The organism is Pseudomonas sp. B19(2017) (assembly GCF_002113165.1).
In the GTDB taxonomy this organism is placed as follows: Bacteria; Pseudomonadota; Gammaproteobacteria; order Pseudomonadales; family Pseudomonadaceae; genus Aquipseudomonas.
Genome location: NZ_NEJR01000020.1, coordinates 1 through 23,556, shown reverse-complemented (window position 1 = coordinate 23,556; position 23,556 = coordinate 1). Strand labels below are relative to the sequence as shown.

Annotated in this window: 22 protein-coding genes; 10 read left to right on the top strand and 12 right to left on the bottom strand. The window is 62.7% G+C overall.

Annotated features, from left to right (window positions below; all coding sequences use genetic code 11):
* Positions 1-12 precede the first annotated feature (12 nt).
* The 4 genes from tssJ to CAF70_RS22175 are packed head-to-tail and all read right to left on the bottom strand — an operon-like array spanning position 13 to position 2,766.
* Complete coding sequence (gene tssJ / locus CAF70_RS22190; RefSeq protein ID WP_085626591.1) at positions 13-762, bottom strand: type VI secretion system lipoprotein TssJ; 750 nt, start codon at positions 760-762, stop codon at positions 13-15.
* Complete coding sequence (locus CAF70_RS22185; RefSeq protein WP_085626590.1) at positions 759-1,337, bottom strand: FHA domain-containing protein; 579 nt, start codon at positions 1,335-1,337, stop codon at positions 759-761. The genes tssJ and CAF70_RS22185 overlap by 4 nt, the downstream gene beginning before the upstream one ends.
* Positions 1,334-2,302 (bottom strand): type VI secretion system baseplate subunit TssG, encoded by a 969-nt coding sequence (gene tssG / locus CAF70_RS22180; protein WP_256573312.1) that lies wholly within the window; start codon positions 2,300-2,302, stop codon positions 1,334-1,336. Before tssG ends, CAF70_RS22185 begins: the two co-directional genes overlap by 4 nt.
* 5 nt (positions 2,303-2,307) lie before the next feature.
* The gene (locus CAF70_RS22175; protein ID WP_085626589.1) at positions 2,308-2,766 is read right to left on the bottom strand and encodes a hypothetical protein; all 459 of its coding nucleotides are present in this window, start codon (positions 2,764-2,766) and stop codon (positions 2,308-2,310) included.
* A gap of 147 nt (positions 2,767-2,913) precedes the next feature.
* Here CAF70_RS22175 and CAF70_RS22170 point away from each other — a divergent pair, with 147 nt between their 5' ends.
* A complete protein-coding gene (locus CAF70_RS22170; RefSeq protein WP_085626588.1) occupies positions 2,914-3,102 on the top strand; it encodes a hypothetical protein in 189 nt (62 codons plus the stop codon).
* A gap of 36 nt (positions 3,103-3,138) precedes the next feature.
* On the opposite strand, the gene CAF70_RS22165 is transcribed toward CAF70_RS22170, so the two are convergent.
* Positions 3,139-3,513: a fe2+ zn2+ uptake regulation protein gene (locus CAF70_RS22165; protein ID WP_085626587.1), complete on the bottom strand. Its 375-nt coding sequence runs from the start codon at positions 3,511-3,513 to the stop codon at positions 3,139-3,141.
* Positions 3,514-3,729: 216 nt separating this feature from the next.
* On the opposite strand from CAF70_RS22165, the gene CAF70_RS22160 reads away from it, so the two are divergent.
* Positions 3,730-6,021 (top strand): acylase, encoded by a 2,292-nt coding sequence (locus tag CAF70_RS22160; RefSeq protein WP_178076417.1) that lies wholly within the window; start codon positions 3,730-3,732, stop codon positions 6,019-6,021.
* 227 nt (positions 6,022-6,248) lie between these two features.
* Here the strand turns inward: CAF70_RS22160 and CAF70_RS22155 are convergent, their stop codons facing one another.
* Positions 6,249-6,971, bottom strand: coding sequence for a UDP-2,3-diacylglucosamine diphosphatase (locus tag CAF70_RS22155; RefSeq protein ID WP_085626585.1), 723 nt, complete (start codon positions 6,969-6,971; stop codon positions 6,249-6,251).
* On the bottom strand, positions 6,968-7,468 hold the full coding sequence (locus CAF70_RS22150; protein ID WP_063914838.1) for a peptidylprolyl isomerase: 501 nt from the start codon (positions 7,466-7,468) through the stop codon (positions 6,968-6,970). The genes CAF70_RS22155 and CAF70_RS22150 overlap by 4 nt, the downstream gene beginning before the upstream one ends.
* A 248-nt stretch (positions 7,469-7,716) precedes the next feature.
* Here CAF70_RS22150 and CAF70_RS22145 point away from each other — a divergent pair, with 248 nt between their 5' ends.
* Positions 7,717-9,420: a glutamine--tRNA ligase/YqeY domain fusion protein gene (locus tag CAF70_RS22145; RefSeq protein WP_085626584.1), complete on the top strand. Its 1,704-nt coding sequence runs from the start codon at positions 7,717-7,719 to the stop codon at positions 9,418-9,420.
* A 9-nt stretch (positions 9,421-9,429) separates the two neighbouring features.
* Complete coding sequence (gene cysS / locus CAF70_RS22140) at positions 9,430-10,812, top strand: cysteine--tRNA ligase (protein WP_085626583.1); 1,383 nt, start codon at positions 9,430-9,432, stop codon at positions 10,810-10,812.
* A gap of 134 nt (positions 10,813-10,946) precedes the next feature.
* On the opposite strand, the gene CAF70_RS22135 is transcribed toward cysS, so the two are convergent.
* From CAF70_RS22135 to csiR, 3 genes are all read right to left on the bottom strand, one after another.
* Entirely contained in the window at positions 10,947-12,338 is a 1,392-nt protein-coding gene (locus CAF70_RS22135) for a HAMP domain-containing sensor histidine kinase (protein ID WP_085626582.1), read from the bottom strand.
* The gene (locus CAF70_RS22130; protein ID WP_085626581.1) at positions 12,316-12,996 is read right to left on the bottom strand and encodes a response regulator transcription factor; all 681 of its coding nucleotides are present in this window, start codon (positions 12,994-12,996) and stop codon (positions 12,316-12,318) included. The genes CAF70_RS22135 and CAF70_RS22130 overlap by 23 nt, the downstream gene beginning before the upstream one ends.
* 262 nt (positions 12,997-13,258) lie before the next feature.
* Positions 13,259-13,954 (bottom strand): DNA-binding transcriptional regulator CsiR, encoded by a 696-nt coding sequence (gene csiR / locus CAF70_RS22125; protein ID WP_015270630.1) that lies wholly within the window; start codon positions 13,952-13,954, stop codon positions 13,259-13,261.
* A gap of 195 nt (positions 13,955-14,149) precedes the next feature.
* Between csiR and glaH the strand changes: the two genes are divergently transcribed.
* From glaH to proP, 6 genes are all read left to right on the top strand, one after another.
* Positions 14,150-15,127 carry a glutarate dioxygenase GlaH gene (gene glaH / locus CAF70_RS22120; RefSeq protein ID WP_085626580.1) on the top strand — a complete coding sequence of 326 codons (978 nt, stop codon included), beginning with the start codon at positions 14,150-14,152 and terminating at the stop codon, positions 15,125-15,127.
* Between the two features lie 114 nt (positions 15,128-15,241).
* Positions 15,242-16,492, top strand: coding sequence for an L-2-hydroxyglutarate oxidase (lhgO, locus tag CAF70_RS22115; protein ID WP_085626579.1), 1,251 nt, complete (start codon positions 15,242-15,244; stop codon positions 16,490-16,492).
* A gap of 151 nt (positions 16,493-16,643) precedes the next feature.
* Positions 16,644-18,035: a GABA permease gene (gene gabP, locus CAF70_RS22110; RefSeq protein ID WP_085626578.1), complete on the top strand. Its 1,392-nt coding sequence runs from the start codon at positions 16,644-16,646 to the stop codon at positions 18,033-18,035.
* Positions 18,036-18,135: 100 nt separating this feature from the next.
* Positions 18,136-19,029 carry a PA4780 family RIO1-like protein kinase gene (locus tag CAF70_RS22105; RefSeq protein ID WP_085626577.1) on the top strand — a complete coding sequence of 298 codons (894 nt, stop codon included), beginning with the start codon at positions 18,136-18,138 and terminating at the stop codon, positions 19,027-19,029.
* A gap of 206 nt (positions 19,030-19,235) precedes the next feature.
* A complete protein-coding gene (gene hemB / locus CAF70_RS22100) occupies positions 19,236-20,210 on the top strand; it encodes a porphobilinogen synthase (protein WP_013972900.1) in 975 nt (324 codons plus the stop codon).
* A 158-nt stretch (positions 20,211-20,368) separates the two neighbouring features.
* Positions 20,369-21,871 (top strand): glycine betaine/L-proline transporter ProP, encoded by a 1,503-nt coding sequence (gene proP, locus CAF70_RS22095; protein ID WP_085626576.1) that lies wholly within the window; start codon positions 20,369-20,371, stop codon positions 21,869-21,871.
* On the opposite strand, the gene CAF70_RS22090 is transcribed toward proP, so the two are convergent.
* Positions 21,872-22,573, bottom strand: coding sequence for a YoaK family protein (locus CAF70_RS22090; RefSeq protein WP_085626575.1), 702 nt, complete (start codon positions 22,571-22,573; stop codon positions 21,872-21,874).
* A 10-nt stretch (positions 22,574-22,583) separates the two neighbouring features.
* A complete protein-coding gene (locus CAF70_RS22085; protein WP_085626574.1) occupies positions 22,584-23,210 on the bottom strand; it encodes a riboflavin synthase subunit alpha in 627 nt (208 codons plus the stop codon).
* Positions 23,211-23,556 lie beyond the last annotated feature (346 nt).

Sequence of the window (23,556 nt, the reverse complement as noted above, 5' to 3'; positions counted from 1 at the left end):
TTCAATAGGGCTTTACGGGTTGCGGAGAAGTTCGCTGTCCTGACGCAGTTCGACGCCGTTGTTCTCGAAGTGGACGTGCACGGTGTGGCTGTAACCGCGGGGCTTGATGCGTATGGAATCCTTCCACTTGCCCTGTGGGTCATCCAGGCTCGCCACGACAGCGATGTAACGCGTCCGCTCGTTGATCTCTTCATGCTCAATGAACTTGAAATGGCCCGGCATCAACCGGAAGTCGTCAACGCTGATCAGGGTGCTGCCCAGTGCTTTGTCCAGATCTTCTTCCAATTGCTCATACGTGGCGTCCAGCAACAGGGAGTCGTCCCTGAGTTGAAGCACTTTGAACGCGATGGAGGAAGGTGCTTGTCGCTGCGCTTGGCTGGCGGGCTCTGGCGTCTCGGATTGCGCTGCTGTGTAACTGGCCAGCTGGGCAGGCGCACTGGGTGAGGCGAGGTAGTTCTGGTGCAGTTGTTCAGCCAGCGCCCCCATCTTGTCGGTCAACCCAACAGCATCTGTGGCACTGAGGGTCACTGCCAGCCTCGCCGATTGGTCAGGCGGCGGAGCAGGCTCCTCCAGGGTTGCGTGAGCTGAGCGGGCAACAACAGGTGGATCAGCCGCATACAGACTGAGCCCCACATGGCTGATGTCATTGTTGGGCCCGCCGACAGGGAGTGTCGGGTCCTTGATCAACTGGTACGCCTTGCTGATCGAGGTACAGCCGCTGAGTGCCAAGCAGGCCAGAGCCAGGCCGATGCGCTTGTTCATCGCATCTCCCCGCCGAAGATCTCGGCGATGGTGGGGTCAATGCGGGATTGCGCGACCCGGTCCAGATACGCCTGGGGATCAAGCTCATCTGTATGAACGGGCTCTGAGGGGCGGAACAGACTCAATGTATCGGTAGCCGGTTCGCCGAGGACCTGCAGTGGACACAGGCGCTGTGTGGCCTGCATGGCTGAAAGTGGATTGTTGGCAGAATGAAGTTCCGGCCGTTCTTCTACCTCGTTCTCATTGCCCAAGCGAATGGCAATCTGGTAGTCGCCGATTTGCAGCCTGTCGTTGTGCCTGAGGCGGATGGGCGTGCCAGATAGTAGAGCGGTGTCACTGCCGTTCATGAAGCTCATGCTGCTGTGGTTAATGAGGCAGAAATGGCCTTCATGCCAGCGGATTTCGCAGTGCACCGGCAGGATGCGTGCCTTGCGGTCATGCAGCCGCCAGGTCGCTTGCGTGCCGAGGGTGCCACCTGCTGTATCGAAGCGGTGCTGTGGCTCGCTGCCATGCAACAGGGTTTGTGGGTTGAGGACGGCCAGGGTCAGGTTGGGGGAGAGAACATGTGAACTCATGCGCGTACCATGATGCGAACAGGGGGGGGAGTGGAGTCTTTGTGGTCAGCTATGAAGCTGGTCCAACCCAGGTGAGTGCCATGCTCGGCCCGGAGGCTGAAAGGCGGCGCCTCTTCGGCACGCATGCGCAATTCCAGGTCGTACGCCCCGACATCGCGAAGCAGAAACTCCACCAGCCGGGCCAAGCGGTGGTAGTTTTCACCGCTGGGAAGGAATTCGCGAAACTGCTGTTGGTCCAGCCCTGCGATCACGATAGTGAACTTGCTGCTGCGTGACTCGGTGCTGCCGCCCACCAGGAAGTTGTCGTTGAGCGTGCAATTGCGCAAACCCAAGCCATTGCGCTGAGACTGCGGTATCCGCACGACGCGTTTCTCGAACTCGCGGATCGTCACGTCCTGAAGGTCGAAGCAGTGCGCGATCATGCCAGCCACCATGCCCGGTGATCGGCTGCGGCTGGCGATCATTCCCACGAAGCTCAGCAACCGGCTCCAGGGCAGGGGAGTCGCCCCGCGCAATGCCGCGTCATCCAGACCGATCATGGCAAATACGTAGCGGGAGAATCCGTCCGTGGCACCCGGTTGGAAGCGCCGGTAATAGCGATACTTGCGCCAGCCCTGATGCAACAGGGTATGCAGGCGATGATTGAAGAAGTTGAAGTAGGCCGGGCGTACACCGATGCCCTGCGCATTCTCATAGGCCACTTGGTCAAGGTAATAGCTGGGCAGCGGCGAGTCGGTGCCATGCAGGCCCAGGAAGGTGACTTGGATGCGGTAGCGATCATCCTTCAGACGGTCGGCACTCAGCACATCTGCGACGGGGAAGGACAGTTTCGGCGAAACCTCCAGTCGCAGCCGTCGTCGTGTCTCGTGAGACAGTGGGCGTTGCTCAAGATCATCCCCGTGGATTTGATACATTAGCTCCAAGAGCTGGAAGTACGAATACTGGTGGGCGTTGTTTAACAGGATAACCCTCAATCGCACGGATAGCCGCTCAGAAGGCTGGCGCTGCGCAGGTAGGCTTGGGGTGTCTCGCGCATGCCGTGTGGCAGCGTGCGCCAGTCGACCAGCAGGCATAGCGCATGCAGCGGCTGCCCGTCGCGATGGCCGATGACCATCCCGGCGAAGCTGCGGCGATACAGCGCCTGGGTCTGGTGCAGCGGGCGTGCCTGGTCGGCCCGGGCCAGGGTTTTCCTGGCCAGTTCGGGCAGTTGCGCCGGCGGTACGCTGAAATGCAGCGGAGCACCCTTGTCTTGCAGGTAACCCGCCTGGCGCACGCGCTGCCAGAGTTGTTGCCATTGGCTGGCGCCAGCGTGGGTAGCCAGTTCGCGGCCGAGTTCGAGCAGTTGCTCGGTCGGGACCTGGCGGGTGTCCAGTGCATGAAGGGAAAAGGGTGTCAGAAACAGCGAGGCGAACAGCAGGGGTTTGTACATGGAGCCTCCGGCATGAGTGGGAGCCCCATGCTTTCAGGCAGGCGCCGCCCCACCCAGCAGGAAATGCAGCGCCGGGGCCGGTGGCCGTTGTATCATTGCCGCGGCTTGTTGCGAGCCATTTGCCCCTGATGTTGCAAGGAACCTTCGATGACACACGTGCAGCGCCTCAAATATTCCCTTCTGATCATCCTGGTGGTACTGGGCCTGATGCTGGGCCTGTCCCACCTGCAGAAGGAGGGCACGATCAGTGAGCAGACCTTCCAGATGCTGGCCATCGCCATCGCCGTGGTGGTCGTGGTGATCAACGGTATTCTGCGACGCAAGGTCAAGCCTTGAGCCTGGCGGGCCGGCCAGTCATGGCCGGCCATGCGCTCAGCGCGAAGGCGTTTGCTCCAGCACGGCGCGCGCCTGGGGGTTGAGGCTGTAGCATTTGTCGCTGCCCAGCTGGATGACGCCCTCGGCGCACAGCCGCTTGAGCACTTCGCGTACGCTGAGGAATGACAGGGGGATGTCCAGTTGTTCCAGCTGCGCATGCACGCCGCGTACGCCAATGCTACGGCCATTGCGGTCGGCGGCGTGCAAGGCATCGATGACTTTCAGGCGGATCAGGCTGGTGCGCAGGCCGAAGCTGCGCAGTAGCTCGCGGATCTGTTCGTTGCCGATGCGTTCGTCAGCCAAAACGCCCTGTCCATTGGGCGCGTTGCCTGGGACGCGCCCAGCCTGGGTCGAGGTATGCGGGTTGTACATGTGAATGCTCCTTTTCGTGGACGAACCCGAAATATGGGTGCCTCACTTACTAGGACGAATGAGAACGGAAAAACTGCAGCCCGATCGCAAAAAAAATGCCTGGTTCTGTTCAAGACGTTCCATTGGCTTGTAGTACGTAAAATTTTCATTTGGCCATTCGTCTGATCGGGATGACCCCGAATCCGAGGAGTGCCTGTGTTTCCACTTTCCCGTCCCATGACTTGCGCTGGCCTGGTCGCGGCCCTGGTAGCCGTCAGCGTCGCTGCAGTGCCGGCGCAGTCCGCCGCAGCCGATGCCAGTGCGCAAATTCGCCGAACCAGTTACGGGGTGCCGCACATCGTGGCCAAGGACGAACATGGCCTGGGCTATGGCATCGGCTACGCCTACGCCCAGGACAACCTTTGCCTGTTGGCCAATGAAGTGCTGACCGTGAGCGGCGAGCGCTCACGCTACTTCGGTGCCAAGGGCAAAACCCTGGAGCAGCGTGACAACCTGGCCAGCGATGTGTTCTTCACCTGGCTCAACACGCCGGCGGCAGTCGATGCGTTCCTGCAGGCGCAGCCGGCGCCGGTAAAGGCGCTGCTGGCAGGCTATGCCAGCGGTTACAACCGTGCGCTGGCCGAGCGCCGCAGCCAGGGTTTGCCCGCCGAATGTGGCAGCGGCGAGTGGCTGCGGCCGATCAGCAGCGAAGACCTGGTCAAGCTGACCCGTCGGCTGCTGGCTGAAGGCGGTGTCGGGCAGTTCGTCGAAGCACTGGCGGGTGCGCAACCGCCAACATTGGCCAGCCGGCAAGCGTCGACAGGGTTCGCCACGGCGCTGGCCCGGCAGCAACGTTTTGCCGCGGAGCGCGGTAGCAATGCAGTGGCCGTCGGGGCGCAGCGTTCGGCCAATGGACGCGGCCTGTTGCTGGCCAACCCGCACTTCCCGTGGATGGGCGGCATGCGCTTCTACCAGATGCAGCTGACCATTCCCGGCCAGCTCGATGTGATGGGGGCAGCATTGCCGGGCCTGCCAGTGGTCAATATCGGGTTCAACCAGCATCTGGCCTGGACGCACACCGTCGACACGTCGAAGCACTTCACCCTGTACCGCCTGCAGCTCGACCCCAAGGACCCGACCCGCTACCTGCTGGATGGCAAATCGCTGCCGCTGACCCGGCAAACCGTCAGCGTTGCGGTCAGGGCCGAGGATGGCGGCCTGAGCCAGGTGCAGCGCCAGATCTACAGCTCGCAGTTCGGCCCGCTGGTGCAGTGGCCCGGGCGCCTGGACTGGGATGCACAGGCGGCCTACAGCCTGCGCGACGCCAACCTCGAGAACACCCGGGTGTTGCAGCAGTGGTACCAGATCAACCGTGCCGACAGCCTGGCGACGTTGAAAGGCTCGATTGAACAAGTGCAGGGCATTCCCTGGGTAAACACGCTGGCGGTGGACCAGGCTGGCAAGGCCTTGTACCTGAACCAGTCGGTGGTGCCTTATGTGGATCAGCAATTGCTGGATGCATGCAGCAACCCGCAGGCACAGGGGCGCCTGGTGGTACTGGATGGATCACGCAGCGCGTGCCAGTGGAAGGTGGATGCGCAGGCCGCACAGCCGGGGATCTTCCCCGCACGGCTGCTGCCAAGTCTGGAGCGCGAAGACTTCGTGCAGAACTCCAACGACCCGGCCTGGATGGCCAACCCGGCGCAGCCGTTGACCGGTTATTCGCCGCTGGTCAGCCGCAGTGACCAGCCGCTGGGCATGCGTGGCCGCTTTGCCCTGCACCGCCTGCAGGGTAAAGCCCGGTTGGGTGCTGACGACCTGCAGCGCATGGTGACCGATGATGAGGTTTATCTGGCCAGCCTGGTACTGCCAGACCTGCTGCAATGGTGCAAGGGCGCCGATGCGGATGTGCGGGCTGTATGCAGTAGCCTGGCGACCTGGAATGGCAAGGCTGACCTGGAGAGCGGCATTGGCCTGGTGCATTTCCAGAACCTGTTCGATGCCTTGGCCGAGCACCCGGAAAGCTGGCGGGTGGCCTTTGACCCGGCCGATCCGCAGCATACCCCGCGTGGGTTGGCGGTCGAGCAAGCAGCCGTGCGCAAACTGCTGCACCAGGCCGCGCTGGCTTCGCTCAAGCAGGTGAGTGACAGCGGTATAACAGGGGAGGCGCGTTGGGGGCAGGTGCAACATGCGAGCAATGGCACGCCGGTGCCGGGTGGCCCGCAGGCATTGGGCGTATACAACGCGATCTACAGCGTGCCGCACGGGCAGGGCAAGCGGCTGGTGGTCAGTGGTACCAGCTACCTGCAACTGGTCAGCTTTACCGACAAGGGGCCAGAGGCTCGTGGGCTGCTGGCGTTTTCCCAGTCCAGCGAGGCGGCTTCGGTGCATGCCAATGACCAGACCAAGGCGTTTGCGGCCAAGCAACTGGCGGTAATTCCGTTTACCGAGGCGCAGATCAAGGCGGATCCCGAGTACCGGGAAGTGGTGATCAGCGAGCGGGACAAGGGGGCAGTGGTTCAGCAGTAAGGCATTCCGGCCTCTTCGCGGGCTCGCCCGCTCCCACAGGTGCTGTACTGCTTTCAAGGGCGACGCAATCCCTGTGGGAGCGGGCGTGCCCGCGAAGCAGGCACCGCGGTGCATGGCACGGGCTTCGCCCGTGTTCGCGGGTAACCCCCACAGGGATCGCACCGCCTGTAACCTTGGTGCAATACCTGTGGGAGCGGGTTCACCCGCGAAGAAGTCGACTCGATCTGTCAGGAAAACTCGAACGGCGCCAGCTGGAACCCTTGCTCGTCAACCTGCAAGGCCCAGCCCCGGCGGTCCCAGTCGCCCAGCACGATACGCCGTGCCGGTTGCCCGTCCACCACCAGCTTGTGTATCGCCGGCCGATGGGTATGCCCATGCACCAACGTGCGCACACCATGCGCCGCCATCACCTTCGGCACTTCCTCCGGCGTGACATCGACAATCTCGGTGGACTTCATTCGCGTTTGCGTGCGGCTTTCGCTGCGTAGCTTGCGTGCCAGCTTGTAGCGGGCCGACAGCGGCAGGTGCCGCAACACCCACAGGCTCAGCCGGTTGCGCAGCAGACGGCGCATTTTCATGTAGGCCAGGTCGCGGGTGCACAAGGTATCGCCATGCATCAGCAGCACCTGTTCACCGCCCAGTTCGATCACGCAGGGGTCGTGCAGCAACCTGCAGCCGGCAGCGTCGCAGAAGGCCTGGCCGATCAGGAAGTCACGGTTGCCATGCATCAGGTAGATGGCCGTGCCGCTGTCGCTCAGCCGACGCATGTCGTGGCAGACCGACTGCTGGAAGGGGGTCATGGCATCGTCGCCGATCCAGGCTTCGAAGAAGTCGCCAAGGATGTATAACGCCTGGGCGTGACGGGCGCGGCCATCGAGCAGATCAAGAAACGCCCGGGTAATGTCCGGGCGTTCTTCTTGCAGGTGCAGATCGGAGATCAGCAGGATCACTCAATGATCTCGGCTTTCTCGATGATGACGTCGTCTTTCGGCACGTCCTGATGGCCAGCCTTGGAACCGGTGGCGACCTTTTCGATGGCGTCGACGATTTCACGGCCTTCGATCACTTCGCCGAATACCGCGTAGCCCCAGCCTTGCACGTTCTTGCCGCTGTGGTTGAGGAAGTCGTTGTCGGAGGAGTTGATGAAGAACTGCGCCGAGGCGGAGTGCGGCTCCATGGTACGTGCCATGGCGATGCTGTACTTCTTGTTTTTCAGGCCGTTGTCGGCTTCGTTCTGGATGCTGGCGCGGGTTTTCTTCTGGCTCATGCCCGGCTCGAAGCCGCCGCCCTGGATCATGAAGCCCTTGATTACGCGGTGGAACACGGTGCCATTGTAGTGGCCGTCCTTGACGTACTGAACGAAGTTTTCGGTAGTCAGCGGCGCTTTCTCGGCGTCCAGTTGCAGGACGATGTCGCCGTGGTTGGTGCTCAGTTTGACTTTGGACATGCTGAAACTCGCTCTTTCAAGGCAATCGGGAATTAGGGTGCGCAGGGCGCGGGTTATCACCTGACGCAGGATCAGGCGATCGCGACACATGGCGCGCACTGGCCATTTTGCCAGGCTGCGGCAAAAAGCCGTGATAAATCACGCCAGTTTGTCCGGGCCCGGCTGTCAGCAGCTTGACTGCTTCGGCTATGATAGGCCCTTTGATTCAATCGGCCTACCCAGGCCGGACACGTGCATTCAAGGATCCTATGAGCAAGCCCACTGCCGACAACGCGCCCAACGCCGCTGCCAAAGGCGCCCCCGCTGTCCCTGCGAACTTCCTGCGGCCGATCATCCAGGCTGACCTGGACTCGGGCAAGCACAGCAGCATCGTCACCCGTTTCCCGCCGGAACCCAATGGTTACCTGCACATCGGTCACGCCAAGTCGATCTGCGTCAACTTCGGCCTGGCCAAGGAGTTCGGGGGCGTTTGCCACCTGCGTTTCGACGATACCAACCCGGCCAAGGAAGACCAGGAGTACATCGACGCCATCCAGAGCGATGTCAAGTGGCTGGGCTTCGACTGGGCCGGCGACGTGCGCTACGCCTCCGACTACTTCGACCAGCTGCACGACTGGGCGGTCGAGCTGATCAAGCGTGGCAAGGCCTACGTTTGCGACCTTACCCCTGAGCAAGCCAAGGAATACCGTGGCAACCTCAAGGAACCGGGCAAGAACAGCCCGTTCCGCGAGCGTAGCGTCGACGAAAACCTCGACCTGTTCGCCCGCATGAAGGCCGGCGAGTTCAAGGATGGCGAGCGCGTGCTGCGGGCCAAGATCGACATGGCCTCGCCGAACATGAACCTGCGCGACCCGATCCTGTACCGTATTCGCCATGCCCACCATCACCAGACCGGTGACAAGTGGTGCATCTACCCGAACTACGACTTTACCCATGGCCAGTCGGACGCCATCGAGGGCATCACCCACTCGATCTGCACCCTGGAGTTCGAAGGGCATCGTCCGCTGTACGACTGGTTCCTCGACAACCTGCCGGTGCCGGCACACCCGCGCCAGTACGAGTTCAGCCGCCTGAACCTGAACTACACCATCACGTCCAAGCGCAAGCTCAAGCAGCTGGTCGACGAAAAGCACGTTGAAGGCTGGGACGACCCACGCATGTCGACCCTGTCCGGTTTCCGTCGCCGCGGCTACACCCCGGCCTCGATCCGCAATTTCTGCGAAATGATCGGTACCAACCGTTCCGACGGCGTGGTCGACATGTCGATGCTCGAGTTCAGCATCCGTGACGACCTTGACCGCACCGCGCCGCGCGCCATGTGCGTGCTGCGCCCGCTGAAAGTGGTCATCACCAACTATCCGCAAGGCCAGGTCGAGCAGCTCGAACTGCCGCGCCACCCGAAGGAAGACATGGGCGTGCGCGTGCTGCCGTTCTCCCGTGAGCTGTACATCGATCGTGACGACTTCATGGAAGAGCCACCGAAGGGCTACAAGCGCCTGGAACCGGCCGGTGAAGTGCGCCTGCGCGGCAGCTACGTGATCCGCGCCGACGAGGCGATCAAGGATGCCGATGGCAACATCGTCGAGCTGCGCTGCTCGTACGACCCGGACACCCTGGGCAAGAACCCCGAAGGCCGCAAGGTCAAGGGCGTGATCCACTGGGTGCCGGCCGAGGGCAGCGTCGAGTGCGAAGTGCGCCTGTACGACCGCCTGTTCCGCTCGCCGAACCCGGAAAAGACCGAGGAGGGCGGCAGCTTCCTGGACAACATCAACCCCGGCTCGCTGCAAGTGCTCAGCGGCTGCCGTGCCGAGCCGTCGCTGGCACAGGCGCAGCCCGAGGACCGCTTCCAGTTCGAACGCGAAGGCTACTTCTGCGCCGACCTGAAAGACAGCCAGCCGGGTCGCCCGGTGTTCAACCGCACCGTCACCCTGCGTGACTCCTGGGGCAGCTGAGGAACCGCCGTGCTTACCATCTACAACACGCTGAGCAAAGCGAAGGAAGTATTCAAGCCGCTGGATGGCAACAAGGTGCGCATGTACGTGTGCGGCATGACCGTATACGACTATTGCCACCTGGGCCATGGCCGCAGCATGGTGGCTTTCGACCTGGTCACCCGCTGGCTGCGCAAGAGCGGCTACGAGCTGACCTACGTGCGCAACATCACCGACATCGATGACAAGATCATCAACCGGGCCAACGAGAACGGCGAAAGCTTCGACGCCCTGACCGCCCGCATGATCGACGCGATGCACGAAGACGAGCGCCGCCTGAACATCCTGCCGCCGGACCAGGAGCCACGGGCCACCGACCATATTGCCGGCATGCACGCGATGATCCAGACCCTGATCGACAAGGGTTACGCCTACGCCCCCGGCAACGGCGACGTGTACTACCGCGTCGGCAAGTTCGTCGGCTACGGCAAGCTGTCGCGCAAGAAGATCGAAGACCTGCGCATCGGTGCCCGTATCGAGGTTGACGAAGCCAAGCAGGACCCGCTGGACTTCGTGCTGTGGAAGGGCGTCAAGCCGGGCGAGCCGAGCTGGGAATCGCCATGGGGCCCGGGGCGCCCGGGCTGGCACATCGAATGTTCGGTGATGTCCACCTGCTGCCTGGGTGAGAGCTTTGACATCCACGGCGGCGGCAGCGATCTGGAGTTCCCGCACCACGAGAACGAGATTGCCCAGAGCGAGGCGGCCACCGGCAAGCAGTACGCCAATGCCTGGATGCACTGCGGCATGATCCGAATCAATGGCGAGAAGATGTCCAAGTCGTTGAACAACTTCTTCACCATCCGCGACGTGCTCGAGAAGTACCACCCGGAAGTGGTGCGCTACCTGCTGGTGGCCAGCCACTACCGCAGCGCGATCAACTACTCGGAAGACAGCCTGCGCGATGCCAAGGGCGCACTGGAGCGCTTCTACCACGCTTTGCGTGGCTTGCCACGGGTGGCGGCCAAGGGTGGCGAAGAATTTGTCGAGCGCTTCAGCGTGGCGATGAACGACGACTTCGGCACCCCCGAAGCCTGCGCCGTGCTGTTCGACCTGGTGCGCGAGATCAACCGCCTGCGCGACAGCGACCTGGACGCGGCTGCCGGCCTGGCCGGTCGCCTGCGCGAGCTGGGTGATGTGCTGGGTGTGCTCCAGCTGGAAGCCGATGACTTCCTGCGTGCCGGTGCCGAAGGCAAGGTGAATGCCGCTGAGGTCGAAGGCTTGATCCAGGCGCGCCTGCAGGCGCGTGCGGACAAGAACTGGGCCGAGTCCGACCGCATTCGCGACCAGCTGACTGCCATGGGTGTGGTGCTGGAAGACGGCAAGGGCGGGACTACCTGGCGTCTGGCTGACTGATCGGTTTCAAGGGGGCTGCTCTGCAGCCGTCGCGACACAAGGCCGCTCCTACAGGATCAGCGCCGCATTCAATGCTTGCGCGATCCTTGTAGGAGCGGCCTTGTGTCGCGATGGGCCGCAAAGCGGCCCCGCTTTTATTTAGCCAACCCGGCCAACGGGCAGTGCAACACCAACCTGGCCCCACCCAGCTCGCTTTCTCCCACTTCCAGCCCGAAGCCATGCAGGTCGACGATCGCCGCAACGATCGACAACCCCAGCCCGAACCCCGCATGGCGATGGCCTTCATCGCTACGGTAGAAGCGCTTCAGCACTGCCGCCCGTTCCTCTTCAGGAATACCCGGTCCACTGTCCTCGATGGCCAGCTGCAGGCCCTTGTCATCCTGCGTGGCAGTAATCCGTACCAGCCCACCCTCGGGCGTGAACTTGATGCCGTTACCCACCAAGTTGGCCAGCGCCTCGAACAGCAGCTCGCGGTCACCGTGCAATGCCGGCAGCTCATCCGGTTGCCGCAGTTCCAGGCGGATGCCGCCATCTTCGGCCAAGGGCAGGTAGAAGTCGTGCAACTCCACCAGCAGTTCGTGCGGGTCAAGCTGGACGAAGCCGGCCCGCCGCTGGCGGTCTTCCAGTTCGCTGATGCGCAACAAACCGCGAAAACGCGCCATCAGCGTGTCGGTTTCGCCGATTGCCTGGTCCAGCGCCTCGGCCTGGGTGGAGTCCACCTCACTTTGCTGGCGAATGCGGTACAGCTGGGCGCGCAGGCGGGTGAGCGGGGTGCGCAGGTCGTGGGCGATGTTGTCGCACACGCCCTTGACCTCGTGCATCAGCCGCTCGATGCGATCGAGCATGGCGTTGACGATGGCCGCCAGCATGTCCAGCTCATCACGGCGGGCTGACAACGGCAGGCGGTGGGTAAGGTCGCCGGCGACGATCAGTTCGGCCTGGGCCTGGATCGCGCGGATGCGCTTGAGCGGCCGGCGCCTTAACAGGTACCAGCCGGCAAAGCCCGGGATCAGGGTCAGCGAGATGCCCCAGAGCAGGGCATGCAGGATGATCCGGGTGACCACGAACAGCGAGCCGTTGTCGCGCACCAGCACCAGCCAGCGGCCATCCTGCACCTTGATCGCTACCGCGTCGCAGCTGTCGCGTGGCATGTGCGGGTCGTCGGCGTCCAGGCAGCGTTTGAGTTCGTGAACCTTGCCGTCCAGCCCCAGCTCTGGCGGGACGGCGCGAATGCGCCCGCCAATCGGGTTGAGCTGGCTGTCGAACAGGCCATAGGCGTCGAAGCTGCGTTCTTCGAAGGCCTGGCTGGCGACCAGGGCGTCGTCCAGCTGTTTACCGCTCATGTGTGCGAACAGGTGCTGGCGTTGCAGCATGGAATGGCGGGTGAGCTTGTTCAGGTAGCTGGACACCTCGAAGTACAGCACCCCCATGAGGATGCTGCTCCAGGCCACGAACAGAAAGCTGTACAGCGCAAGCAGGCGGCTGGTCGAGGAGCTCCAGCCTTTAGACGGGTTCAGCAATGGCATAGCCGGAGCCCCGTACCGTACGGATCAGCGGCTGCTGGCCGGGTGAGTCGATTTTCTTGCGCAGGCGGCCGATGTGCACGTCTATCAAGTTTGTGCCCGGGTCGAAGTGGTAGCCCCAGACTTCCTCGAAAATCATCATCCGCGTGATCACCTGACCGCTATGGCGCATCAGGTACTCCAGCAACTTGTACTCGGTGGGCAGCAGATTGAGGGTCTGTTCGCCACGGCGGGCCTCGTGGCTGATCAGGTCCAGTTGCAGGTCGGCAACCTGCAGGCGGGTCTGGGTCATGGGCACGCTGTTGCGGCGTAGCAGTACTTCCACTCGCGCGGCCATCTCGTCGGAGGCGAACGGTTTGGTCAGGTAGTCGTCACCCCCGGCACGCAGGCCGCGTACCCGCTCGTCGACGTCGGAGAGAGCGCTGATCATAAGAATCGGCGTGGCGATCTTGAGGCTGCGCAGGGTGGTAACGATGGTCAGCCCGTCGACCTCGGGCAGCATGCGGTCCAGGGTGATCAGGTCGTAGCCGCCGGCAATGGCTTTGGCCAGGCCTTCACGGCCATTATCGGCCCAATCCACCTCCAGGCCGTGGCTGGTAAGTTCGGCGACGATTTCCTGGCCGGTGACGGCGTCGTCTTCGATGGTCAGTACGCGAGGCATGCTGGTTCCTGGGCATCTAATGGAGACTTGATTGTGCCAAAGAATAGCCAAACGGCGATTTAAGAAAAATTCATCTGGCTGCCTGGCGCCATGAAGTAATCCCTTGTGGGATCAACTGTCTTGCAAAAACTCAGAAGCTAGCGCGGTCCTTGTGGGAGCGGGCGTGCCCGCGAAGCAGGCAGCGCGATGGATGGCACCGGCTGCGCCGGTGTTCGCGGGCATGCCCGCTCCCACAGGTATCGTGCAGCTTTGGAATGATGTTTCAGCGTGCGCCGATGCCTTCAGCATGCATGATCTGCGCAATGATCGGCACTGGGGTCATCAGGTGCGAACGCATCATGGCACTGGCGCGCTTGGCGTCGCGGGCCAGGATCACTTCCACCAGTGCCGCATGCTCCTGGCGCTTGAGCTCCAGGGCCTGTTCGGAAAACACCGTCTGGGTCAACCACAGGTGCCGGTAGCGCTCGGCCTGGTCGAACAGGTAGGTGCGCGCCTGCAGCAGGTGCTTGGAGCCGCAGCCCGATGCAATCGCCGTATGGAACGCCTTGTGCCGCTCGTCCCAGACATCCAGGCGCTGCTCGCGGGTCTTGACTTCCACCACCTTGGCCAAGGTATGCGAGTGGGCCAGTACCGACGCCTCCCAGGCGTCGTCGCCACGCTCGATGGCCAGGGTGATGATCATTGCCTCCAGGTTGGCACGGGCATCGTAGATATCGTTCATCTCGTCCAGCGACATGGGCGCCACGCGGTAGCCTTTCTGGCTGATCGCATTGACCAGGTGCTCGGCCACCAGCTGCGAAAGTGCTTCCCGCAGTGGGCCCACGCCCAGGTCGTAGCGTTCCTTCAGGGTGCTCATCAACAGCTTTTCTCCGGGCTTGAATACGCCGCGGATGATGTCCTTCTTGAGCCTCTCATACCCGCTGAATGCTGAGTTTTGTCGGGGGGCGAGCGCTTCCAAGGTCCTGTTCCTCAAACCGTTTTGACGATCATACCGAAAGCGTTCGCCGGCGAAAAACAATGGACAAACTTGTGTTTTGTCGCTGAAGAATAAAAATGTAGACATTTTTGGATTGTGGCGATATTTTTACCTCGCCCGCACTGATCCAGGTCATGACCGGACGGCGCCACCCACCTTTTTTGCCAGGACACTGCCATGAACGCTTTTACGCAGATCGACGAACTTGTGATGCCGCTGCCGCTCGAACCGCGTGGTTACACCATCGCTCCCTCGAAACAGTCGCCACGCCTGCTTGAGATCACCTTTGCCCGTGAAACGGTCGAAGCGTTCGTCCAGGCCGTTGCCCAGTGGCCGGTGCAGGCGCTGGAATACAAGTCGTTCCTGCGTTTCCGTGTTGGCGAGATCCTCGACGAGCTGTGCCAGGGCACCCTGCGCCCGGTGCTGCTCAACACCATCCTCAACCGCGCCAGCGGCGGCATGCTGATCACCCCGGTCGGCCTGGATGACGTGAGCCAGGCCGAGGACATGGTCAAGTTCACCACCGCCTGCGCACACCTGATCGGGCGCTCCAACTACGATGCCATGAGCGGTCAGTTCTATGCCCGCTTCGTAGTGGTCAACAGCGACAACTCCGACAGCTACCTGCGCCAGCCGCACCGGGTCATGGAGCTGCACAACGACGGCACCTTCGTCAACCAGATCACAGACTACGTGCTGATGCTGAAAATCGACGAAAAGAACATGGAAGGCGGCAACTCGCTGCTGCTGCACCTCGACGACTGGGAGCAGTGCGACGAATTCTTCCGTCACCCGCTGGCCCGTCGCGAAATGCGCTGGACCGCACCGCCGAGCAAGAAAGTGTCCGAGGATGTGTTCCACTCGGTGTTCGACACCGATGCCGAAGGCCGCCCGACCATGCGCTACATTGATCAGTTCGTGCAGCCGGAAAATTACGAGGAGGGCATCTGGCTGAACGCCTTGTCCGAATCGCTGGAGGGCAGCGCGAAGAAGCTTTCGGTACCGGTGGGCGTGGGTAGCTTCCTGCTGATCAACAACCTGTTCTGGCTGCATGGCCGCGACCGCTTCACGCCGCACGAAGGCCTGCGCCGCGAGCTGATGCGCCAGCGCGGCTACGTAGCCTTCCCCAAGCCGCTGTACCAGCGCGGGCAATAATGACAGGGCGCGGGGCGGGCGCCCGCCCACGCGTCTTTGCACAAAACGATGCCACCAGGGCCCGCGCGGGCCTTGGTGAGCCAGTCAGGCAATGCCTGCGTGTGAGGTAAGGCTGTGTACGATTTCATCATCATTGGCGGTGGCATTGTGGGCATGTCCACGGCCATGCACCTGATCAAGGTCTACCCGGATGCGAAGATTCTCCTGCTGGAGAAAGAGTCCGGCCCGGCCCGCCACCAGACCGGCCACAACAGCGGCGTGATCCACGCCGGCGTGTACTACACCCCCGGCAGCCTCAAGGCGCGCTTCTGCCTGGAAGGCAACAAGGCCACCAAGGCCTTCTGCACCCGGCACGGGATCCGCTTCGATGAGTGCGGCAAGCTGCTGGTGGCCACCAACGACCTTGAAATGCAGCGCATGAAGGCGCTGTGGGAGCGCACCGCGGCCAATGGCCTGGAGCGCTACTGGCTGTCGGCGGCCGAGCTGCGCGAGCGCGAGCCCAATATCGTTGGCATGGGTGGCATCTTCGTGCCCTCCAGCGGCATCGTCAATTATGCTGAAGTGACTGCGGCCATGGGGGCCGAGTTCCAGCGCGCCGGGGGTGAAATCCGCTATGGCGCCGAGGTGGTCGGCCTGCAGGAACTGGCCAGCGAAGTGATCGTACGCACGCAGGCTGACGAATTGCGCAGCCGTTTCCTGGTGACTTGCTCGGGCTTGATGGCCGACCGCGTGGTGAGCATGCTGGGCTTGCGTACCGAGTTCGTCATCTGCCCGTTCCGGGGCGAGTACTATTTGTTGCCCAAACAGCACAACCAGATTGTCAACCACCTGATCTACCCGATTCCCGACCCGTCCATGCCGTTCCTGGGGGTGCACCTGACGCGCATGATCGACGGCACCGTCACCGTCGGCCCCAACGCCGTGCTGGCGATGAAGCGCGAGGGCTACCGCAAGACCGACGTCAGCCCGGCCGACCTGTTCCAGACCCTGACCACCCCGGGCATCCTCAAGGTGCTGGCGAAGAACTTCCGCCCTGGCCTGATCGAGATGAAGAACTCGCTGTTCAAGGGTGGCTACCTCAAGCAGGTACAGAAGTACTGCCCGAGCATCACCAAGGCCGACCTCACGCCATACCCGGCCGGCGTGCGTGCCCAGGCCGTGTCGCGTGACGGCAAGCTGATCGACGACTTCCTGTTCGTCAACACCGCGCGCAGCGTCAATGTGTGCAACGCACCATCGCCGGCCGCCACCTCCGCCATCCCGATCGGTGCCTACATCGTCGACAAGGTATGCGAGCAGGTCGGCCGGCAGGGCGGCAGTTTCCCCAAGGCCGACCTGGCGCCTCGTCAACGGGCTGGCGGCTGACCTGCCCGTAACACGTTCTGCGGTTTCGTTTTACTCAACCCGTACTGCCCTACTCACCATCTGGGGCAGGGCGGGCTTTTTCGCGCCTGCGTCGGTGACGTGCAAGCCGGCGGCCCCTGCGTGGGCATGACAAAAACAACAAGGTAGCGCCATGCAAACCCACAAGAACAATTTGAGTCATGGATTGAAATCCCGGCATGTCACCATGCTGTCCATTGCCGGCGTGATCGGCGCCGGCCTGTTCGTCGGCTCCGGCCGCGCCATTGCCGAAGCAGGGCCCGCCACCATCCTGGCCTATATCCTGGCCGGCGCACTGGTGGTGCTGGTGATGCGCATGCTGGCCGAAATGGCCGTTGCGTCGCCAGACACCGGTTCGTTCTCTACCTATGCCGATCTTGCCATTGGCAAGTGGGCCGGCTACACCATCGGCTGGCTGTACTGGTGGTTCTGGGTACTGATCATCCCCATCGAGGCCAACATCGCCGCCACCATCATAAATTCCTGGGTCCCGCAGCTGGAGATCTGGGTCCTGTCGTTGGTGATTACCCTGTTGCTGACCGCCACCAACCTGTTCAGCGTGAAGAACTACGGTGAGTTCGAGTTCTGGCTGGCGCTGGTGAAGGTGGTGGCCATCGTCGGTTTCATCGCGCTGGGGGTGTGCGCCATCTTCGGCCTGCTGCCAGGCTCCGGTGTCAGTGGCGTATCGCGCCTGTGGGATAGCGGCGGTTTCATGCCCAACGGGTTTGGTGCGGTGCTGAGTGCCATGCTGATTACCATGTTCTCGTTCCTCGGGGCCGAGGTGGTAACCATCGCTGCCGCCGAATCCGACGAGGCAGGCAAGCATATTTCCAAGGCCACCAATTCGGTGATCTGGCGCATCACGCTGTTCTACATTCTGTCGATCTTCATTGTCATCGCGCTGGTGCCCTGGACCGACCCGCGCCTGGCCACCGAAGGCTCCTATGTCACGGTGCTGGACACCCTCGGGGTACCGAATGCCAAGGCGATCATCGACTTCGTGGTGCTGACCTCGGTGACCAGCTGCCTCAACTCCTCGCTGTACACCGCTTCGCGCATGGTCTATTCGCTGAGCCGTCGCGGTGACGCCCCGGCCTGCGCCCAGGTGACCAGCCGCAGTGGCACGCCGGTGGTGGCGGTGCTGCTGTCTACCGGTGCAGCGTTCCTGGCGGTGATTGCCAACTACCTGGTGCCGGCCAAGGTGTTCGGCTTCCTCATGGCAAGCTCCGGCGCCATTGCCCTGCTGGTGTACCTGGTGATCGCCGTTTCCCAGCTGCGCCTGCGCCAGCGCCTGACCGCACAGGGCAAGACGTTGGGCTACCGCATGTGGCTGTTCCCGTGGCTGACCTGGGGCGTGATCCTGTTCATCAGCGGTGTGCTGGTGTTGATGCTGTTCCGTCCGGACCACCGCCTTGAAGTGGTATCGACCATGGTGCTGGCGGTGCTGGTGGTGTGTTCGGGCCTGCTGGTCACGCGGCGTCGGGCACGCGGGGCACCGGTGACTCGTGTGGGGCAGAGTGCCTGAAGTACGGCCTTACGATTGGGTCATTGCAGACAGACGAGCAAGTCGCATCAGGCTGTGAGAGGATGTCCGCCATCACAGCCAGGACCCCGAACACAGCCTGATGAAGACACCGAAAAGAATCGAACCCCTGATCGAAGACGGCCTGGTCGACGAAGTCCTGCGGCCGTTGATGAGCGGCAAGGAAGCCGCCGTGTATGTGGTGCGCTGCGGCAGCCAGGTACGCTGCGCCAAGGTCTATAAAGAAGCCAACAAGCGCAGTTTCCGCCAGGCCGCCGAGTACCAGGAAGGCCGCAAGGTACGCAACAGCCGTCAGGCCCGGGCCATGGCCAAGGGCAGCAAGTACGGCCGCAAGGAAGCCGAAGACGCCTGGCAGAACGCCGAAGTGGCGGCGCTGTTCCGCCTGGCCGGCGCTGGCGTGCGGGTGCCCAAGCCTTACGACTTCCAGGACGGCGTGCTGTTGATGGAGCTGGTCACCGATGCCGACGGGGACGCGGCCCCACGCTTGAACGACGTGCACCTCGAGGCCGACGATGCCCGTACGTACCACGCCTTCGTCATTCGCCAGATCGTGCTGATGCTATGTGCCGGGCTGGTGCATGGTGACCTGTCCGAGTTCAACGTGCTGCTAGGCCCGGACGGGCCGGTGATCATCGACCTGCCGCAGGCGGTGGATGCCGCGGCCAACAACCATGCCTTCAGCATGCTGCAGCGCGACGTGGCGAACATGGCCCATTATTTCGGGCGCTTTGCGCCGGAGCTGAAAAGTACCCGCTATGCGCAGGAAATCTGGGCCTTGTACGAGGCCGGCAAATTGCTGCCTGATAGCGAATTGACCGGCGTGTTCGAGGATGACGAACATGAAGCCGACGTAAATGGCGTGATGCGCGAAATTGACGCAGCCCGGCTGGATGATGCCCGGCGCCGCGCGGCGCGCGCCGAGGCAGAGCATGGGGCGGCGAGGGCAGAGGAGCCTGCGCCGCCCTGGCTTCAGTAATAGGTTGTCTGCACTGGCCTCTTCGCGGGTAAACCCGCTCCCACAGGATCGCGCTGTACTTGTGGGAGCGGGTTTACCCGCGAAGAGGCCGGCACAGGAAAAATGCAGCCATTGCCTTTGACGCAAGACAATATCTCGTCATCTGGCCTTTTCACTGGCGCGTGACAGGCATAAGGTATACGCCGTTCAAATTCCCTGGAGCTGTCATGTCCAACCAATTTCCGTCCGTTCGTCCACGCCGCCTGCGCCAGAACGAGTCCCTGCGCACGATCTTCCAGGAAACCGAGTTCCGCCTTGAAGACCTGATCCTGCCGATCTTCGTCGAAGAGGGCATCGATGACTTCGTGCCGATCACCAGCATGCCAGGCGTCAACCGCATCCCCGAGAAGCTGCTTGCGCAGGAAATCGAGCGCTATGCCCGCGCCGGTATCAAGTCGGTTATGACCTTTGGCGTTTCGCACAACCTGGACGCCGTCGGCAGCGACACCTGGAACGAAAACGGCCTGGTCGCGCGCATGTCGCGCATCTGCAAGGACACCGTGCCGGAAATGGTGGTGATGTCCGACACCTGCTTCTGCGAATACACCAGCCACGGCCACTGCGGTGTGCTGCACGACCACGGCGTGGACAACGACGCCACCCTGGCCAACCTGGGCAAGCAGGCAGTCATCGCCGCCGCTGCCGGTGCCGATTTCATTGCCCCGTCGGCGGCGATGGACGGCCAGGTCCAGGCCATCCGCAGCGCCCTGGACGGTGCCGGCTTCCACGACACCGCGATCATGGCCTATTCCACCAAGTTCGCTTCGTCGCTGTATGGTCCGTTCCGTGAAGCCGGTGGTACCGCGCTGAAGGGCGACCGCAAGAGCTACCAGATGAACCCGATGAACCGTCGCGAAGCCGTGCGTGAGTCGCTGCTCGACGAGCAGGAAGGGGCCGATGTGCTGATGGTCAAGCCGGCCGGTGCCTACCTCGACGTGATCGCCGATATCCGTGCAGCATCGCGCCTGCCGCTGGCGGCCTACCAGGTAAGCGGTGAATACGCGATGATCAAGTTCGGTGGCCTGGCGGGCGCCATCGATGAAGGCCGGGTGGTGCGTGAAAGCATCGGCGCGATCAAGCGTGCCGGTGCCGACCTCATCCTCACCTACTTCGCCATGGACCTGGCCCGCGAAGGTATCTGACCGCGAGCCGCTGCCCCTGCAAGCCGCTGTCATCGCAGCGGCTTTTTCTTGCTGCGCAGCAACCGGCGAGGAAAATCACAAAAAAGCGGTAAGCGCTGAATTATTTAGTGTCCCGTTGTATCTCATCCCTTAGAGCATTCATCGACAGGGATACGGACATGAAACCTCGCAAGAAAAACCTCCAGCCAATCGGCCTGAAGGACATCACCATTGTCGACGATGGCAAGATGCGCAAGGCAATCACCGCGGCCGCATTGGGCAACGCCATGGAGTGGTTCGACTTCGGCGTCTACGGCTTCGTCGCCTATGCCCTTGGCAAGGTATTCTTCCCCAACGCCGACCCAAGCGTGCAGATGATCGCGGCGTTGGCCACGTTCTCGGTGCCGTTTCTGATCAGGCCTCTGGGCGGGCTGTTCTTCGGTGCCCTGGGTGATCGGTTCGGGCGGCAGAAAATCCTTGCTGCAACCATCGTGATCATGTCGCTCAGTACCTTCGCCATCGGCCTGATACCGTCCTATGCCAGCATCGGTATCTGGGCGCCGATCCTGTTGCTGCTGGCCAAGATGGCCCAGGGCTTCTCGGTGGGGGGCGAGTACACCGGTGCGTCGATCTTCGTCGCCGAATATGCCCCCGATCGTAAACGGGGGTTTCTCGGCAGTTGGCTGGATTTCGGCTCGATCGCCGGGTTCGTGTTGGGTGCCGGTGTGGTGGTGTTGATCTCTACGGTGCTGGGTGAGGAAAAGTTCCTCGAATGGGGTTGGCGCCTGCCGTTCTTCCTCGCCTTGCCGCTGGGCATCATCGGCCTGTACCTGCGTCATGCGCTGGAGGAGACGCCAGCCTTCCAGCAGCACGTCGACAAGCTGGAGAAAGGCGACCGCGAAGGCCTGGCGACCGGGCCGAAAGTGTCGTTCAAGGAAGTGGCCACCCAACACTGGCGCAGCCTGGTGACGTGCATCGGCGTGGTGATCGCCACCAACGTCACCTACTACATGTTGCTCACGTACATGCCCAGCTACCTGTCGCACAACCTGCATTACAGCGAAGATCATGGCGTGCTGATCATCATCGCGATCATGGTCGGCATGCTGTTCGTGCAGCCCATGATCGGGCTGCTCAGCGACAAGTTCGGCCGTCGACCGTTCATCATCGTCGGCAGCGTCGGCCTGTTGGTGCTGGCCATCCCGGCATTCATGCTGATCAACAGCGGCGTGCTGGGGGTGATTTTTGCCGGGCTGCTGATCATTGCCGTGCTGCTGAACTTCTTCATCGGCGTGATGGCCTCGACACTACCGGCAATGTTCCCCACACACATCCGCTACAGCGCCCTCGCCAGCGCCTTCAATATCTCGGTGCTGATCGCCGGCCTTACCCCGACCATCGCCGCCTGGCTGGTGGAGAGTACTGGCAACCTGTACATGCCGGCCTATTACCTGATGGTGATCGCGGCCGTGGGGCTGGTCACCGGCCTGACCATGAAGGAAACCGCCAACAAACCGCTGCGCGGCGCGGCACCGGCAGCATCGGATATCGAGGAAGCGCGTGAGCTGCTGCAGGAGCATCACGACAACATCGAGCAACGGATCGAGGACATCGATGCGCAGATTGCCGAACTGGAGGCCAAGCGCAAGTTGCTGGTGCAGCAGCACCCGCGCATCGAGTGATCAGTGCGGCATGTAGCCACGCAGCCATGTCCGCGGAATGAACCGCGACACCAGGGCCAGCACGCAGGCCAGCGCGCAGCTGCCGGCCAGCGCCTGCAGGCCCAGGTGGTGCTCTAGCCAGGCACCCAGCGCGGCGCCCAGCAGCATGCCGGCCCAAGGTACCAGTTGCACCCGCCAGCCATTGCGCCGTTCGCCCAGCAGCCAGCGCCCCAGCCCGCGACCGAAGCGTGACAGGGCGCCGGTGACATAGGTCAGGCCGATCGGCAGGCCGTTCACCTGTTCGACCACGGCATTGATCATGCCCATGGCCAGCGTGGCAGCGAGTAACGCTGGAAAGGTCACTGCCAAGGGCCATGCGGCTGCAAAGGCCAGCAGGGCAGCGACCACAAGCAGCACCGGCCAGGCCCGACGGCGGAAACCGCGCGCCAGCAGCACGCCCAGGGCGTTGCCGACGACAAAGCCCAGCACCGCAGCACTCAGGCGCAGCACCAGGGGCAGGTCCGCATCGCTGATGGCGACGGCCAGGCGCGTAGTGTTACCGCTCATGAACGACACGAAGTCGCCCAGCGCCAGCAGGCCGATGGCATCGGTCATGCCGGCCAGCACCGACAGGCCGGCGACCAGGCCGAGGCCGACACGGCCACGCAGCACCTGCAGGCGCAGCCGCTTGGCTGTGCGCGCGGGGAGGGTATTGGGCAGCATGCTCGGGAACTCAGCGAGGCATTTCGCGGGCCAGGGTACTCTTGATGGTGCGTTCCACGACATCGACCAGCACCATGGTCTGGTGGTCCACTTCGATGTTGAGCAGCTCGCCGGCCTTGTAGCCAGGGAAGGTGGTCTGGCGCAGGGTTTCCGGGATCAGGTTTATGGTGATCACGTTGTCCTCGACATCGGCTACGGTCAGGCTGCAGCCGTTGACCCCGATGAAGCCGCGCGGGAACACGTACTTGCCCCATTCCGGTGGCATGCGGAATTTGATGAAAGCACCGGTTTCCTTGATCGACAGCTCGACGATTTCGGCGGTGGTGGCGATGTGGCCGGCCATCAGGTGGCCGCCGACTTCGGCGTTCATCTTCGCCGAGCGTTCGATGTTGACGCCCTGGCCGGCCTTGAAGTTGCGCAGGTTGGTGCGCTCGAGGGTGGCGGTCATGGCGTCGAACCTGACCTGGGTGCCATTGATCTCGGTAACTGACAGGCAGGTGCCTTCGACACTGACGCTGGCGCCGATCTTCAGCTCGTCGAGCAGTTCCGGGGTGAGGTCGATGGTGAACTGGTTGTGGCCCGGGTAGGTGGTCACATCAAGCAGAGGGCGGACGGCCTGGACGATGCCGGTGTACATGGAGTTGCTCCTGGGCACGAAAAATAAAACTACCGAACGCTATGCCCGTGGAGCGGTAAAAGCAAGCCGGCCATTTGTCTGGAGCTCTAAACCCACAGGTACGGCGCACTCCGTCAGCTGCAGGTGACCCTGTGAGAGCGGGCATGCCCGCGAAGCAGGCGACGCGGTGAATGGCACCGGCTGCGCCGGTGTTCGCGGGCGCGCCCGCTCCCACAGGTATGGCGCATTCCTTCAGTTGGTCAGGTCCCTGTGGGAGCGGGCATGCCCGCGAAGCAGGCGACGCGGTGGATGGCACCGGCTGCGCCGGTGTTCGCGGGCGCGCCCGCTCCCACAGGTATGGCGCAAT